Here is a 15304-nt window from a genome sequence, read left to right on the forward strand (position 1 = left end):
TATTCAATCTAGATCCAGAACAATTGTCAGTGCTTCTGTAATTTCTTCCATAATTGTCTCGGACAGGGTTCCGAGTTGTCGGAGAAATCTTTGTTGAGAAACGGAACGGACTTGAAAAGCGTCGGCGGCGGAGAGTTTGGCCAAGCCATTTTCTGATGTCGGTTCGAGCTGCACCATCCAATCAAGCGGGGAAAAAAGATCGTTCCATGCTGTAATTGGAACAATTACTTTGAGGCGCAAATTTCCCACTTCATCATCGCTGACAACCACAACAGGTCTAGTTTTGCCGATTTCATCTCCCACCGTTGGATCTAGTCTGACGAGCCACACTTCGCCCTTACGCATTAGTTTCTACCCCTGCGCTCAGGTATTCTTCCTCTGAATCGAAATACGGTTCGCTGTCGGGCGACCACAAATCGTGCAGCGGCCCTCCTGGTTCATACAAAGGAACCGCTGCTTCGGCTGCGGCTCTGAGTCTCCGCTTTCTCTCAGCTTTGCGCTGGGCTTTTTCTTCTATTTCTTCGCGCATCATCCGCGAAGCTGTTTCGATGATTTCTAGGCGTTCTTCTGCTGTCAGATTTTTGAGTGCTGCTAAGATTTCTGTTTTGGTCACGGTTTTTTCGGGTGGTTGGTGAGAAAGTACGATCGATCCGGGAGCATCCCGATACTCGGCTACAAACGAGATTTGTGCGGTTTTTACTGTACGGGCTTGCAACCTTACGGGTAATTGTTGGGATTTTCAACTATCAAACCCTCACTTGTTGCTGCTGCATTCAGCTCCCCGTCAGCAGATACAAAAGTCATCGCAGGCAAACTGTTAGCTGTGCAAAGGTTATTTATGCCACAGCCTGTTGCTAGCTGCACAGCATCATAGCCTCGCAATCCGTAGGTTTCAGCTAATGCCATTGCAGAGTTAATAATGCTTTCGGTGAATTCTACAACCTGATACTAAGATTGTAGGTCACTCCTGAACTGATTGCACGCTGCTGTAGCATCTGTCGCATTGATACTTCGGCCGCGCGACCTTATGGTAATTGCAGCAACAATTTCAACACTTGTAATAGCAGCAATCAATATATCGTTGTTAAGTGCAGGATCGCACAAACTCAAAACCCATGCCGAACCTATTTCATTAATGTAGCGTTTGACCAGCGCACTGCTATCTACAAAATAAATTGTCATCTAGCGGCGTTCCTCAATAATTGTCTCAGAAACAGGCTTACCCTGTACCTGAATTAGTCGCCGTTCTGTTTGCTGACTCCCAGAAGAATGCTTGATTTTTTTTACTAAACCAGAAGTTAACAGCGCTTGGTGCAATTTTGTCCGTTGAGCAGTTTGTTCTTTCTGGGCCAGATATATCCCTATAGCGCGCTCTAGTTGCTGTAGTTCTAGCAGTTCCAGAGTGTCAAGCTGATTGAGGATTTTGTTGAAGATTCCCTGCGGCATAGGATTCTACTTTTTACGCTTGGCTAGTCTGTCTATTATACAACTATCAGACTTGCACACTGTCACGAATATTCCGGCTTTCTGGACTTAGATTGATGGCTGAAACGACCTATTATCCTTCATCGATCGGGCTTGTGCGTCCAGGACGAGTAAAGAAACCAGGTTTCTACGAAGATTTCCAACCCTACATTACCGCTCTGTGCTTGTGGCGCACCCTACATTGATCGCATAGACAGATTTTCCATCATCAAAAAGGGTTGACTGTATTCCTACAGCCAACCCCGCACATATTTATTTGTCCTGCGTTTGCTCAAACAGCAACACTACCGGGCAATATTCGGGAACGTATAGCCGACACCGACTAACAATCCCACTTCAGCTCCGTCTACAAAACCAACATTCAGTCCCGCTGTTGCTGTTAAATTTCTCGACAGCGGCACATCTACACCCCCCGAAATCAGGAAGCCAAAAGTACCGTCACCGCCGGTAGAAATTAGCACGCCAGCACCTGCATAAGGAGCCGCAGTAATCACAAAATCCTCGCTGACTTCGACGGCATCTTGAGATACAAAATCGAAGGTAACGGGAACTAGAAAAGCTAAGTTGTCGCGGAACAAAACAGTCGGTCTCACCGATAAATTGTTCGTCAAACCGATTTTGCTAATAATCGCAAATGAACCGTCGCCTAAAGCTGAATCTCCGCCAAAACCTAGATTGCCGCCAATGCCGATGTAGCTGGGCCCAGAACGAGTAGCTCGGCCTGGTCGGATTTGAGTTCCTTGAGCTACTTTTTCAGTTGGTTCCGAGACAGTTGCCGGTTTTTCAGCAACTTTCGGTTGGTTTGTCAAAGCTGAGGCGGAAGTGCTGACAGGATTGCTCAACAATTCTTGTGCTGTTTGGACTTCTTTTTCTTCCTTCGTTGCAGTTACTTCCAGATTATTGGTCTGGGCAACAATTGAGGTAGGTCGATCGCTCTTTTTGGCAGTCTCGACTGTTGACTGCACTTTGACACCATTATCAGCAATTTTAGCGGTTTCTTCCGACTTTTGGGTCTCAGCAGCAATGGATGTATTTTGCGCTGTTTCTGTCTCAGCAATTTCAGATGTTACTGCTTCCGATTTTTCGGGTGCAGCCATAGATACTTGCAAGTTGGCTGCCGATTCAGAGGCTGCTGGCTCTGCCACTTCTGTTAGTTCGCTCCAACTGATAGAATCAATTTTTTTATTACTAGCCGTTGTTTCTGCGTCGGGTTTAACTGCTGAAGTTGCCGTCGGCTCAGAAATTTGGTCAATATTTTGAGCTGCGATTGTTGCAGTTGTAGCGACATCGGGCAAGTTGCCAGTTTCAGCTTTCGCTGACATGGTACTGCAACAAACAGCTAAAGCTGCAAGATTTATTAACGCAAAAGTAGACTTGGAAAATAGACTATTCATAGAAACTCCTCAATGAAGGGTGTGTTAAAAGTGTAAGTGTTTGAGGGCGAACATCGAGAGCTTTGCTCAAAAAAGACACAAATATGAGTTGTGTTGTTCCTAGATTGCCATTTTACTGTTGAATAGTCAACTCTCAAGCTGATTAGATTCAAGAACGGACGGCGGGTTTAGAGGCTAATTTAAATTTACCGATAGATCGGCAAAAAATCAATCCTAGGGATGATTCCATCCTTAATCCTGTTTAATTGATGGGTCGATCGCGCGTCTCGCTTGCATTCTACAATACTGTACTTGGGGGCGCTGCACTCGCAGCCACGCCGGAAAAACCCGGTTTTTGAGGGGGCACTAGCTCGAAACCAAGAGACAGCAAGCTGTCAAAACAGTTTGGGCAACCCCGCCGCCCCAAGCAAGTGCAGTTAATACAACGCGATCGGCTGCTGCAGGGTCCAGGACAAGTAATGTAGAATAATACCACCGATCCGAGAAAGATTTGTGGCTCGATCGTGTCAAAATTAGTGAATATTATGAAAATTGTGTAAAATTTAGTGTTCTATTTGTAAAGTTTAGCCTTCGCTTTCGCTCAGGGTCTGACCATCTAACAACAGCACGCAACTAAACAAGTAAAAAAATACAAATTATCTCATCTCAACCTGACTTTATGAGCAAAGTTCTAGTGATATTAGGCGAATTGAGCGATCGCGACATCGATTGGATGCTCGCCAACGGCACCCGCACCCAAGTCCTCCCCGGCACAACCCTGATCACCGAAGGTAAGCCCTTAGACGCCCTGTACATAGTTTTGGAGGGAACTTTGAGCGTTGCGGTATCATCTTTGGGCGACAAAGAAATCGGAAAAATTATTTCTGGCGAAGTGTTAGGCGAAATGTCTTTTGTAGACGGGAGGCTTCCTTCTGCTAGCGTCACGGCAATTGAAGAGTGCCTCATCCTGTCAATTCCCCGGCGACTGCTAACTGAAAAACTAGAGCAAGACGTGCTTTTTTCCCTGCGGTTTTATCGGGCGATTACCAAATTTCTGTCGTCGAGACTGCGGGGTACAGTCAAACGCTTCGGCGATGATAGTGATGGTTTAATATATGAAGATCCCGACGGCGAGGACGGCATCCCCCAAAATGTCGAAAATCCCGATTTGGCGGCATCAAGATTTCAATGGCTGTTGGAGCGTTTGAAGGGGAGTTGAAGTTGGGAGCATCTCAATGAAAGCAGGCAAGCTAGAAGTTGGAGGCAGGAGGCAGGAGGCAGGAGGCAGGAGGAAACAGGCAGAAGGAAGGGGGCAGAAGAACTGTTTTTACAAATATGAGATGCTCGCTTGAAGTTTGGCAACGAGCAGTGTACAGGACTTAATGGATTTAACACCAATTACCAGTTACCAATTTCTAGTTACCATTTCCCAATTCCCCATTAGAAAACATATTTTTCAGCGACGCGCCAATAGCGAGAAAAACGCTTCAAATCAATGTAACCATCGTAGCGGACAAAGGCTTCCGGTGGCAAAACTTCTACTGGGTGCGATCGCTTAATTTCCCGGCAAATATCCTGAAACCGAGGACTGGGACTTTCGGTAGTTACCACTTGATTTGCGCCGGATTCGATCGCAAAAGCGATAACTTCCGCAGCCACATCGCCCCGCCGAATAACTACCGGCAACTCCAGCAAACATTCGTAAATAAACACCATTCGTTTGAGACTCAACTGCCATTCATCAATCAGCGCATCATCCCAAACCCAGATTGCCGGTGCCTCTGGGTGCGCTTGAAAAGCCGGGCCTTCAGGACTCAAACAGTCGCCGTGCAGCCAAATAATCGAATTGTTCATAAATTGGGAATTGTTGACTGTTGACTGTTGACTGTTGACTGTTGACTGTTGACTGTTGACTGTTGACGGTTGACTGTTGACGGTTGACTGTTAACTATTAACTGTTGATAACTAATGACTAATGACTACTGACTAATGACTACTGACAACTGACTTTTTAATTTCTGCGACCTTTTTTAGGGCCTTGCCAACTTTTAGAACCGCCGGTACGATCGACCTTTTCTCCATTAGGAAACAACTTCCCTTCCAAATATTCGTAAGTTCCCTCAAAATCGCATTGCCCATACAGAGGACAATCCCGACAATAAACCGCCTTAGTGTAACGATCCAAATTTTCCCGATTAAAAAAATAAGGTTTGTGACTAAAAGTGCTTGCTACCCACTGCCAAGAAAGATTATTGCTCGCCGGATCTCCATCTAGCAAATGTTGCAAAAACCAGCGAGCTCCGGCTTGCCAGCGCACGTGGCGCCAGTGTACGAGATAAGCGGCAGTCCACATCCGCTGGTGGTTGTGCAAATAACCAGTTTCTCGCAACTGGCGACTGAAACTGTCGATGCAAACCAAACCAGTCGTGCCCTCGACGACATCCTGCGGCAGAGTTTCGCTGTAATCTTTAGCAGTGTAACCAGTTTTGTAGGGTTCCCGGTCTTGCCAAATCCCGTTGCCCAATTCGGCGTACAGTCGCTGCCAATAATCCCGCCAACCCAACTCGTTGACGAGTTTTACTGCCTCTTCTCGATGCCGCACCTTCTCCAGTACGGCATCCCGGACTTCCGCAAGACTCAAAACTCCGTAGCGCAAATAGGGCGACAAGCGCGTTACCGCACCGTTGAGGAAATTGCGGGTTGAGGCGTACTTGCCGGGGTCAATTTGTTGCAGGGCTGTCTCGGCTGCTTTCCGCCCGCCGAGGATCGGGGGTACGCTGCTGTCCCCGGCGGCGACTTCGGGGAACTGTTGGCGCAGGTAGGCAATTAATTCGTCGCGGCTGGCAAATTCCCGCTTCATGTCCTGACTCATTCTTTTCTCAAGCACCTGCTATTGTTTCTTAATCTTAAAGCTATGCGATCGATCGTGCGTGGTCGATGTCCTAAATTGCTTTTCACTCCTGTAACTCACATCTTGCACCCTTGTCAGCAACAGGCTTTTCGGCCTGTTCCACAAGAAAATTTATCTTTTGTGGAACAGGCCGAAAAGCCTGTTCATAAAGGCTAATTGAGAATGGTGCAATATCTCAGTGGTAACGTACAGTTTTCCCCCGCCGCAATCGATCGTCGGATCGCAGCCAAAATTAGCATCAAAGTTCAGTACACTCAGGGATAGATATAATACCAAAATCTTATGGAAACTTTTCCGGCGCACGCTCAAGCGATCGCCAGCTTAGCTAACCGACAGCAGCAAGGTACAAAACAACTGGAAAACAGCGAAGTTCAAGAGTTCGATCGAGCCATGATGCGCCGCTGCATAGAATTGGCTCGCCGTGCTCTCGGCAAAACCGCACCCAACCCCCTTGTCGGTTCTGTAATTGTCCGAGACGGCAAGATTGTCGGCGAAGGGTTTCATCCCGGTGCCGGTCAACCTCACGCCGAAGTTTTTGCGATCCGGGAAGCGGGGGAACTCGCCGAAGGAGCGACTGTCTACGTGAACCTGGAACCCTGCAACCACTACGGCCGGACTCCCCCTTGTTCCGAAGCTTTAGTTAACGCCAAGGTGGCAAAAGTAGTGGCTGGCATGGTCGATCCGAATCCTTTGGTAGCTGGAACTGGGCTAGCCCGGTTGCGAGAGGCTGGCATTGAAGTGGTGGCGGGAGTGGAAGGGGAAGCTTGCCAGAAACTCAACGAGGCTTTTGTGCACCGGATTTTGTACCGCCGGCCTTTTGGAATTTTGAAATATGCAATGACTTTGGACGGTAAAATTGCTACCAGTAGCGGCCACAGCGCTTGGGTGACAGGCGAGGAGGCTCGGAGCGAGGTACACCGGGTGCGCGTCGGCTGCGATGCTGTGATTGTTGGGGGAAATACGGTGCGTCTGGACAATCCCCTACTGACGAGCCACCAGCCTGATAGGAATAATCCCCTGCGGGTGGTGATGAGTCGCACTCTGGATTTGCCGAAGTCGGCTTGGTTGTGGGAAACCTCTGTGGCGGCTACTTTGGTGCTGACTGAGCCTGGGGTTAACCCGGAATTTCAGGAATTTTTGATCGCAAAAGGGGTGGAAGTTGTGGAATTGTCGCCGCTGACGCCGACTAATGTTATGGGTTATTTGTACGATCGATCTTTTCTTTCTGTACTCTGGGAGTGCGGCGGCACTTTGGCCGCGAGGGCAATTGCTGAGGGTGCAGTTCAAAAAATTATGGCTTTTATTGCTCCTAAAATTGTCGGTGGCCAAGGAGCTCCAACTCCTGTGGGAGATTTGGGCTTTTCGGCAATGACTGAGGCTTTGACTTTAGAGCGGATTTCTTGGCGCGCGGTGGGTGCAGATTGTGTGGTAGAAGGCTATTTAAAAATTAAAGATTGAAAGTTAAAAGCGAGTCTTTTGAGTTTTTGATTTTTAACTTTTAACTCCTTTTATGGTGGAAATTCTGATTTGGAGTTTGATGATTGGCAGTCTCGGCTTGGAGGCTGGGCTTGTGGGTCTTTTGGTGAACCACGAGCAATTGGATGCGGGGCAAAAATGCGATGAGGAGGAGGAAGTTTTGACTCGGTACGAATCTCAAGAGGATAATTTTAATGCGCCTGAAAATGCGCGCTCCAATGGCACTCCCCCATCTGATCCCAATTCTGTTGATTTGACGGTTTGGGAGTACAAGATTGTGCGGGCTAGCAACGATTTGTTCCGCAATCCTGCGATTTTTCACAAGCTATGCCAGGAAGAGGCGGAAGTTGGCTGGATTTTGCTCGAAAAGCTAGACGACAGGCGGGTGCGGTTCAAACGTCCGATCGCGCTGCGGGACGCGCCGATGCCTAATTTACCACTGTTTGACCCTTACCGCACTCATTACGGCCCGCTCTCGAATGCGATGACTTGGGCTGCGACGATCGTGTTTCTGAGTGCGATCGTCCTTCCGGCTGTTTTGGGCTATGCTTTGGTGTCTACTACTCTAAGCAGAAGTCGCTCTAATTGGCCTCCGGCACCTGTTCAATCTTTGCCCTCTCCCAGCGGGCCCGAAACTAATAATTGAAAGATCAGCCCAATGGAAGATAGAAGATGGAAAAGAGAATTGTTTGTTTTAATATCAAGTACGGTCAAAAATTTATAATTAGGTTTGTAGTGAGGGCTTAAGTCTTCTCTTCTCTTAAGAGGATGACAACAAACAATTATATTATAAGTCATTAACCGGACAGTCTCTAACTGACAATCCCGCAGAATTATTTAATTATAAATTTTTATGTAATTCTGCATTCGGTCTTCCACCTTCCTATTTTGGCTGCCTTCGAGTGTAAACCCTCATGTCATAGAAGCGGCGTGGGAGAAGGAGCGGAAAGCAATCTCAAGTCATAATTTGTATCGCCTTGAAATTGAGAAACGCGGACAAAATAAGTCCCCGCAGGTAAAGCCCCATTGCTGACAATTGTTTCTGAAGACGTGCCTAAATTGTTAGACGAAGCAATAATATCGTCTAATCCAACTGCGCCGTTGCCGTTGAGATCTTGAATTAATTCTACATCAACATCTGCACTCAAACCGTCAATAGTTACACTGAAAAGGCTGGGAGTATTGAGGATAAAACTGTAAATGTCGGCGGGTTCAGCAGATCCCACAAAATCGCTCGCAGTTTGAATTTCTGTGAGAATACCCAGGCTTTTTGCTACGTTCAAATTGTCTGCGGGATCGGGGAGAGTGCTCAACAGTCCTTCTTGTTGACCGAATTGAATGTAATGGTCGATCGCACTTTGAACTGCGCCGCTTTGGACTGCTGCTGCTACCAGCGGATATTTTTCTAGATAAAAGCTGGGATCGAAGAAAATGCTGGCTTTGCGGTTTTCTAATTGACCGGCTTTTAAGTAGTGTTCAAATGGGGTAAATTGATTTGTTTGGACTGCTATCTGAACGTCTGGGTTGCTTCCTAGATAGAAACCAATATCAAAGAAAGGGTTGGGGTTGCGTCGTTCAAATTGACCGAATCTAATAAAGTGATCGGCTGCTGAAAAGCCGTTGAGTTTGGCTGATACCGCTACATCTGTATTGGTGTCTAAATAATAGCTGGCGTCGAACAGGGCATTCGGGTCGCGATTTTCAAATTTGCCAATTTTTCGGTAGTGATCGAAGGGACTCGATACCGTGCCTCTGGCAACTGCTACGGCGACATCTGGGTTGTTTTCGAGATAAAATTTCCTGTCGAACAGCGTTCTGAGGGTTAGCATTATTAAAAAAATCTCTCTGGGCTTTAGTCTGGAAAGTGCACGATCGAGAATCCAGTTTACATCAAAGTTTTGTTTTGTGAGGATGTCTTAATTATGGCTAAGTCTGCACTGATGGCAATGCTGCGCCGCGCTGCGAGTATTGCCCAGAAATCAAGGGAAACGGGCATTCCGGCTGATGAACTGCTGGGGATGCTGAGCGTGAAGCGAAGCTATCCCGTAGGGAATCGCATTCCTAATTCTGCCATATCTCGTCGCCAGTTGCTGCACGGGGGTTTAGCTGCTGCGGGGGCGGCCGCTGCTGCGACTTTTACCAGGGATGGAGGGGGAGCTTTTGCTCAACAGGGCGGACGATCGCCGATTTTGGTTGTGGGTGCAGGGATTGCGGGTTTGACGGCGGCTTATCGCTTGGGCCAAGCGGGCGTGCGCGCCGATATAATCGAGGCAACTAACCGCGTGGGGGGGCGGATACGCACTATTCCCAAGGTGGCTGGAACGCTAATTCCGGCGGATTTGGGGGGAGAATTTATTGACACCGGTCATACTAATTTAATCTCGCTGGCGACGGAATTGGGTTTGCGGGCGATCGACTTAGCCCAAGTGCAGAGTGGACTGGTGAAGGATACTTTTTTCTTTGAAGGACGGCGCTTTTCTCTTGAGCAATTAATCGCCGATTTTGCGCCCCTAGCTAGTAAAATTAGTGCAGATTTGCAGGCGGTTGGCGATGAAATTAGCTATCTTGATTTTACGGAAGCAGCGGAAAGATTGGACAATCTTTCGATCGCTGAATATGTAGACCAAGCTGATACTAGCACTATTGTCCGGCAGTTACTCCGCATTGCTTATACGGGAGAATACGGTCGAGATCCTGAAGAACAGTCGGCGTTAAATCTGCTTTTTTTAATCGGTGCTGAATCTGGCAGTTTTGAATTGTACGGCAACAGCGATGAGCGTTATCAAATTGACGGCGGCAACAGTCAAATTATCAACAGTTTAGCCGGTCAATTATCTGGTTCGATCGAGGCGGGGACGGTTTTGGAAGCGATTACTCTTTTGCCGGATGGCCGCTATCGCGTAAATTTGCGATCGGGACAAAGCGCCTTCGATCGCACTTACGAGCGAGTTTTGTTAACTTTGCCGTTTAGCACTCTGCGAGACGTTAAAATTAACGTACCTTTGCCACAACCGAAGCGTAGGGCGATCGAGCAATTGGGTTACGGTACTAATTCTAAGTTAATTACTGGCTACCGCAGCCGAATTTGGCGGGAACTTTATCGATCGACAGCTTCTGTTTATAGCGATTTAGGATTCCAGAGTACCTGGGAAGCTACGCCTTTCGCCCCTACTCCTAACGGTTTAGTTACTAATTTTACAGGAGGAAAGCAGGGTTTGTCGATCGGTGCGGGAACTCCAGAAGACCAAGCACAAAGATTTTTAAACCAATTTGAAAGAGTTTTTCCCGGAGTGAGAAATTTGCGATCCGGCAAAGCTGTGCGAGCTTATTGGCCGGGAGAACGCTTTTTCAAAGGTTCTTATTCCTGCTATTTAGTCGGACAGTGGACGCAAATGTACGGCGTTGAAGGCGAACGAGTTGGCAATTTATATTTTGCCGGGGAACACACTTCGCTGGAAAATCAAGGTTACATGGAAGGCGGTTGTGAAACTGGACAAAGGGCGGCTTTTGAAATTTTGCAAGACTTGGGTTTGATACCTTCTGCTAATGCTTTGAATACTCGAACTGCGAGCAGTTTGAACAGTCCCCGTCCGAGCCGAAAAATTCCCGGAGCGCGGAATCTTGGGAATAGAAAGCCGAGTATTAGATAAGCTCGTAAGGTGTACATCTAATTCTTGTTTGCCGTTGCTCCTAGCCCGTGCATCTAATTCTTGTGGGGAGTAGGGGTTGGGCTTCTAGCCCGCCCCAAAATACAATTTAGATGCCCAACAGCTTATGGCGTACAACTTATCAAATAATCTCGTCCGGGTTAATTCCCCGATCGCGCAAATATTCAGCCAGTCGTTCGGCCCGTTCACGTTCGCGATCGGCCCGCTGGCGTTCTGCTGCTAACTGTTCTACACCCCATAAAAGCAGATTTCCTGCTTCATCCCACCAGCGCAACCAATAGCCTGAACGTTGTTCTTTCTCCCCCCGCCACGTTCCTAAATACAAACCAATATCTGCCATCCAGTGGCGACCTTCCGCGTCGGGAAATTCTAATTCGTAGTTGCCATTTTGCAAGCGATATACTTCCAGCAAGCCAGTTTCTGGGTCAAAAATGATGTAAGTTGGTACTTGCAGAATTTGTTCGTAAAAAAACCACTTTCCCGGAGGAAAAGTACGTTTGACAGAATATTCGCCGCCGTCTGTTTCCGACAAAAATTCCATGACAATGGTCGGGATTTCTCCTTCCAAGTTTGGGGTATAACTTTTGCGGTCTCTTCTCGATTCGGCAGGCAGTACCGACGGTACATAAACCCAATCTGGTGCTTTGATTACTAACTCGCCGTTGACAGTAGCGCAAATGCCAAAGTTGCTGGCTATCAGCATTCGTGGCCCGATAAATCCTCTCAGTTCTAAGATTTCTCGCAGTGCACCAGCAATTAGCGGTTGACCTGTATTCTCCACTGGTTTTTCTTCTAATTGGAAGTCGTCGGGCAACTTCTCCCAAGTTACGATCAGTTCTAACGTTTTTTGTCCTGGGTTATTTTGAGTAACGACCATGACTTTATTTTCTAAAGTGTGATGTCTTATGATAGCATAATTTAAATAGTTGACAGTTGACAGTGAGCTTTTTAGATTTGTAGGTTGGGTTGAGGAACGAAACCCAACACATCCTTGCCGCGAAAAATTTGGGTGGAGTGAAACGGAGGGTTAGTTCATTCGTGTCCAAGCTACGCAATCTCATTTTTATAACATTAACTGAAACCTATTTATATATAATAGATATGTAAGCGGAAATTTTAGGTAAACTATTTAGTAAAATTAACTTGAAAAAATCCTGAATAAATATGAACATTTTACATTTAACCGTAGCTTTATCGAGTTTGCTAATATCGCCGATATCTGCTCGTCCTTTGCTGGCAGACGCTACAAATACACTGGCTCAAAATTCACCAGTTGATGAGCCGTTTTGCTACATGAAAACCCCCGACGGCAAAACAGTAGACTTGGGCAGATTGTGCGATAAACAGCCAGCATCTGGAACTGCCAAAACTTGCATTCCCGGTTCCAACATCGCTGCAAAAGTGTCAATCGCGGCGGCCAATTATGACGGCAACTTTTTCAGCGGTCAAGTGCTTAATCAAGGCTGCAAAATAATCAAGAATGTCAAAGTCAATTATGAAGTTTTGGACGAGTCAGGCAATTTAATTGACAACGGATTTATCTTCGCTCAACCAGTTACTCTTGCACCCGGACAGTCAGCCACCTTTCTGGGTGCAGTTGTCGCGGGGGCTAAGGTAGTAGCTACTCATGCAGACGCTCAAGAATGATTGTTGAGATTTGTCCGATCGCTGTTATCATATTCTGGCTCAGATATCTCTATGACTTACGCAATGAGTGACCCACAGATCCCCCTAAATCCCCCTTAATAAGGGGGACTTTGAATAATAATCTTGTCCCCCCCTTATTAAGGGGGGTTAGGGGGGATCGAAGTTTGAATATTCTTGCAGAGATCCCCAAAAACAGAATTTGCGAGGGCAAAATATCTTGAAAACTCGATCGACATACTGGCAAATCTTACCCTACCTCCGTCCCCAAAAACAAACCATCGGTAAAGCATTAGCTTGTACCGTAGTATTTACCATATTTTGGCCGATTATAGCGTGGCTAGTTGGCGAAACAGCCAAATTTATAGGTAAAGGAGATTTACAAGGCTTCGCTCAAATTGCGGCACTCAGCGCCATTATCTTTCTAATTCGCGGTACAGCCCAGTACGGTCAAGATACACTGATGGCCAAAGCTGCTTTGACTATTGCTTTAGAAATTCGCAAAAAAGTCTACTCCCATCTTCAAACTCTCAATATCGGCTACTTTGAAACCGCCAAAACCGGAGACTTATCCTACCGCCTCACCGAAGATATTGACCGCATTGGCGAAGTAGTAAATAAATTTTTTCATCAGTTTATCCCTTGTGTTTTGCAGCTAATTGCCGTCATGGGATATATGATTTATCTCAACTGGCAATTAACCTTGGGTGCATTAATTATTGCACCGCTGATGGCTATTTTAATTGGCTGGTTTGGCGAAAGATTGCTGAGTTATTCACGCCAAAGTCAAAATCGCATCTCTGATTTATCCGCTTTGCTGACAGAAGTATTCAGCGGCATTCGTTTAATCAAAGCATTTGTGGCTGAAGACTACGAAATAGCCCGCTTTGCAGAAGAAGCAGAACACAACCGCCGCGCTAAGTATTTGTCAGAAAGAGTAAAAGCACTTCAGTTCGTTGTAGTTGGCTTTTTGGAAGCGATGAGCGTGATTTTGCTCTTTTTCCTGGGAGGTTGGCAAATTGCTCAAGGAAATCTCACAGGTACTCAATTTATCAGTTATATCGCAGGGGTGGCACTTTTAATTGACCCCATTGCTATTACAACTGCTAATTACGGAGATTTTAAGCAGGGAGAAGCTTCTAGCGATCGCATTTTTGAACTATTAGCAATTGTACCAACAGTAGTCGAAAAGCCTGGGGCGATCGAACTTCCCCATGTTACAGGCAAAGTCGAATACCGCAACATTAATTTTGCCTATAACTCAGAGACACCCATTCTGCAAAACATGAGTTTGTTGGTGCTTCCGGGAGAAATGATTGCTCTCGTTGGTGCATCCGGTGCGGGTAAAACTACTTTAGTAAATTTGCTACCGAGATTTTACGATCCGCAAGCGGGACAGATTTTAATTGACGGTATTGATATTCAAGATGTCACGTTAAATACTCTGCGGCGGCAAATTGGAATTGTACCGCAGGAAACTATTCTTTTTTCGGGTACGATCGCTCAAAATATCGCTTTCGGTCAATCTTATTATGAACTGAAAGATGTGCAAAAAGCTGCGGAGATTGCTAACGCTCATCAATTCATTAGTCAGTTTCCTGACGGCTATCAAACTTGGGTGGGAGAAAGGGGTGTAAATTTATCTGGGGGACAAAAACAAAGAATTGCGATCGCCCGTGCAGTTCTGCTTGATCCCAGAATATTGATTTTGGATGAAGCGACATCGGCGCTGGATTCGGAATCCGAAGGTTTAGTACAAGAAGCGCTGGAAAGATTGATGCGCGATCGCACGGTGTTTATTATCGCGCACCGCTTGGCTACTGTGCGGAGAGCCGATCGCATTTTAGTTTTGGAAAAAGGCAGAATTGTGGAATCGGGGACGCACGAGGAGTTGCTGGAAAAGGGATCTCGCTATGCTGGCTATTACGCTCAACAGTTTAGTCAGTAGGCTACGTTAGAAACCGGGTTTTTGGCCGTTTCTGCGGGCCTCAACCAAGTATTTTGGAAAAAACCCGGTTTCTGACCACCCGTGCATCCAGGACTATTCTTTTCGGAGTGCGATGGCACCCCCAACTAAGCTAAATAGGCGTTATTTTTCCGAACCTACTTCCGTTATTTTTAGACTCAAAACAGCCGAAAACCTTGTAAATTCGTGAAAGATCCCTCAAATTAGGGGCTAAATGCTCAAATTAACTTCCGCTATTTTCCGAAACTGATTCCCTTATTTTGAAACAAGCAGCGATCCACTCTTCAGCTAGTGCGTAACTGCGGACTCTTGACCCAGAACCTGCTAAAACTGGATGGATCAAACTACCTTCAGTCCACTCAAGCAGCCATTCGCGGGCCGTCTTGTCCGAAATCCCAAACCAGGATGCAACATCTGAAACGTCGATCGCAAAAGGATTTTCCACTCCATCCAAAACCCTTGCCAAAAGTCGGGTGAGGAGTAATCCCTAGGACGGGCTTTTCTTAGACATTTCCGTGATAAATTAGACAATTGGTGTATACGGGAATAATTCACCTAACCAAACCCAGATATGTCCAAATATGTACCACCAAGAATCGCTATTCAACGACTCGGAGTATGTTCAAAAACACGCTTAACGGTGGGAGAAAGAAGGGAAAATCAAAGCGTACAGAACACCATCAGGACAGCGACGATACGACGGAGACTCAGTTGTCAATATTCCATCTACTAAACCAACCATCCTCTACGCCAGAGTTAGCAGTCGAAGTCAAAAAGCCGA

18 protein-coding genes are annotated in these 15304 nt (G+C 46.6%); 7 read left to right on the top strand and 11 right to left on the bottom strand.

Features of this window, described 5'->3' with window-relative positions; translation table 11 throughout:
• Positions 1-3: 3 nt before the first annotated feature.
• The 6 genes from QUA00_RS22770 to QUA00_RS22795 all read right to left on the bottom strand — a co-directional run bounded on the left by QUA00_RS22770 (position 4) and on the right by QUA00_RS22795 (position 2879).
• Positions 4-345, bottom strand: a complete 342-nt coding sequence (locus QUA00_RS22770) for a type II toxin-antitoxin system PemK/MazF family toxin (protein WP_333141837.1) — start codon at positions 343-345, stop codon at positions 4-6.
• Entirely contained in the window at positions 338-715 is a 378-nt protein-coding gene (locus QUA00_RS22775) for a hypothetical protein (RefSeq protein WP_333141835.1), read from the bottom strand. The genes QUA00_RS22770 and QUA00_RS22775 overlap by 8 nt, the downstream gene beginning before the upstream one ends.
• 2 nt (positions 716-717) lie before the next feature.
• Positions 718-906 (bottom strand): type II toxin-antitoxin system VapC family toxin, encoded by a 189-nt coding sequence (locus QUA00_RS22780; protein ID WP_333141833.1) that lies wholly within the window; start codon positions 904-906, stop codon positions 718-720.
• A 42-nt stretch (positions 907-948) separates the two neighbouring features.
• A complete protein-coding gene (locus QUA00_RS22785; RefSeq protein ID WP_333141831.1) occupies positions 949-1182 on the bottom strand; it encodes a type II toxin-antitoxin system VapC family toxin in 234 nt (77 codons plus the stop codon).
• A complete protein-coding gene (locus QUA00_RS22790) occupies positions 1183-1446 on the bottom strand; it encodes a hypothetical protein (RefSeq protein WP_333025420.1) in 264 nt (87 codons plus the stop codon).
• Between the two features lie 323 nt (positions 1447-1769).
• Complete coding sequence (locus QUA00_RS22795) at positions 1770-2879, bottom strand: hypothetical protein (RefSeq protein WP_333141829.1); 1110 nt, start codon at positions 2877-2879, stop codon at positions 1770-1772.
• Between the two features lie 658 nt (positions 2880-3537).
• Between QUA00_RS22795 and QUA00_RS22800 the strand changes: the two genes are divergently transcribed.
• Entirely contained in the window at positions 3538-4077 is a 540-nt protein-coding gene (locus tag QUA00_RS22800) for a cyclic nucleotide-binding domain-containing protein (protein ID WP_333141825.1), read from the top strand.
• A 221-nt stretch (positions 4078-4298) separates the two neighbouring features.
• On the opposite strand, the gene QUA00_RS22805 is transcribed toward QUA00_RS22800, so the two are convergent.
• Together QUA00_RS22805 and QUA00_RS22810 are read right to left on the bottom strand one after the other, a co-directional pair.
• Entirely contained in the window at positions 4299-4712 is a 414-nt protein-coding gene (locus tag QUA00_RS22805) for a hypothetical protein (RefSeq protein WP_333411212.1), read from the bottom strand.
• Between the two features lie 157 nt (positions 4713-4869).
• Positions 4870-5730 (bottom strand): FAD-binding domain-containing protein, encoded by an 861-nt coding sequence (locus QUA00_RS22810; RefSeq protein WP_333411213.1) that lies wholly within the window; start codon positions 5728-5730, stop codon positions 4870-4872.
• A gap of 21 nt (positions 5731-5751) precedes the next feature.
• Between QUA00_RS22810 and QUA00_RS22815 the strand changes: the two genes are divergently transcribed.
• The 3 genes from QUA00_RS22815 to QUA00_RS22825 all read left to right on the top strand — a co-directional run bounded on the left by QUA00_RS22815 (position 5752) and on the right by QUA00_RS22825 (position 7891).
• The gene (locus tag QUA00_RS22815; protein WP_333411214.1) at positions 5752-5925 is read left to right on the top strand and encodes a hypothetical protein; all 174 of its coding nucleotides are present in this window, start codon (positions 5752-5754) and stop codon (positions 5923-5925) included.
• 126 nt (positions 5926-6051) lie between these two features.
• A complete protein-coding gene (ribD, locus tag QUA00_RS22820; RefSeq protein WP_333411215.1) occupies positions 6052-7227 on the top strand; it encodes a bifunctional diaminohydroxyphosphoribosylaminopyrimidine deaminase/5-amino-6-(5-phosphoribosylamino)uracil reductase RibD in 1176 nt (391 codons plus the stop codon).
• Between the two features lie 52 nt (positions 7228-7279).
• Positions 7280-7891 (top strand): hypothetical protein, encoded by a 612-nt coding sequence (locus QUA00_RS22825; protein WP_333306942.1) that lies wholly within the window; start codon positions 7280-7282, stop codon positions 7889-7891.
• Positions 7892-8162: 271 nt separating this feature from the next.
• Here the strand turns inward: QUA00_RS22825 and QUA00_RS22830 are convergent, their stop codons facing one another.
• Positions 8163-9074, bottom strand: a complete 912-nt coding sequence (locus QUA00_RS22830; RefSeq protein WP_333411216.1) for a PPC domain-containing protein — start codon at positions 9072-9074, stop codon at positions 8163-8165.
• A 93-nt stretch (positions 9075-9167) separates the two neighbouring features.
• Between QUA00_RS22830 and QUA00_RS22835 the strand changes: the two genes are divergently transcribed.
• Positions 9168-10895 carry an NAD(P)/FAD-dependent oxidoreductase gene (locus tag QUA00_RS22835; RefSeq protein ID WP_333411217.1) on the top strand — a complete coding sequence of 576 codons (1728 nt, stop codon included), beginning with the start codon at positions 9168-9170 and terminating at the stop codon, positions 10893-10895.
• 139 nt (positions 10896-11034) lie between these two features.
• On the opposite strand, the gene QUA00_RS22840 is transcribed toward QUA00_RS22835, so the two are convergent.
• Positions 11035-11790 carry a Uma2 family endonuclease gene (locus tag QUA00_RS22840; protein WP_333411218.1) on the bottom strand — a complete coding sequence of 252 codons (756 nt, stop codon included), beginning with the start codon at positions 11788-11790 and terminating at the stop codon, positions 11035-11037.
• A 287-nt stretch (positions 11791-12077) separates the two neighbouring features.
• Here QUA00_RS22840 and QUA00_RS22845 point away from each other — a divergent pair, with 287 nt between their 5' ends.
• Positions 12078-12560, top strand: a complete 483-nt coding sequence (locus QUA00_RS22845) for an FxLYD domain-containing protein (protein ID WP_333411219.1) — start codon at positions 12078-12080, stop codon at positions 12558-12560.
• Positions 12561-12777: 217 nt separating this feature from the next.
• The gene (locus QUA00_RS22850) at positions 12778-14505 is read left to right on the top strand and encodes an ABC transporter ATP-binding protein (protein WP_333411220.1); all 1728 of its coding nucleotides are present in this window, start codon (positions 12778-12780) and stop codon (positions 14503-14505) included.
• A gap of 241 nt (positions 14506-14746) precedes the next feature.
• Here the strand turns inward: QUA00_RS22850 and QUA00_RS22855 are convergent, their stop codons facing one another.
• Complete coding sequence (locus QUA00_RS22855; RefSeq protein ID WP_333411221.1) at positions 14747-14968, bottom strand: hypothetical protein; 222 nt, start codon at positions 14966-14968, stop codon at positions 14747-14749.
• Positions 14969-15304: the final 336 nt, after the last annotated feature.

This window comes from Microcoleus sp. T2B6, from assembly GCF_036700475.1.
Taxonomy (GTDB): domain Bacteria; phylum Cyanobacteriota; class Cyanobacteriia; order Cyanobacteriales; family Microcoleaceae; genus Microcoleus.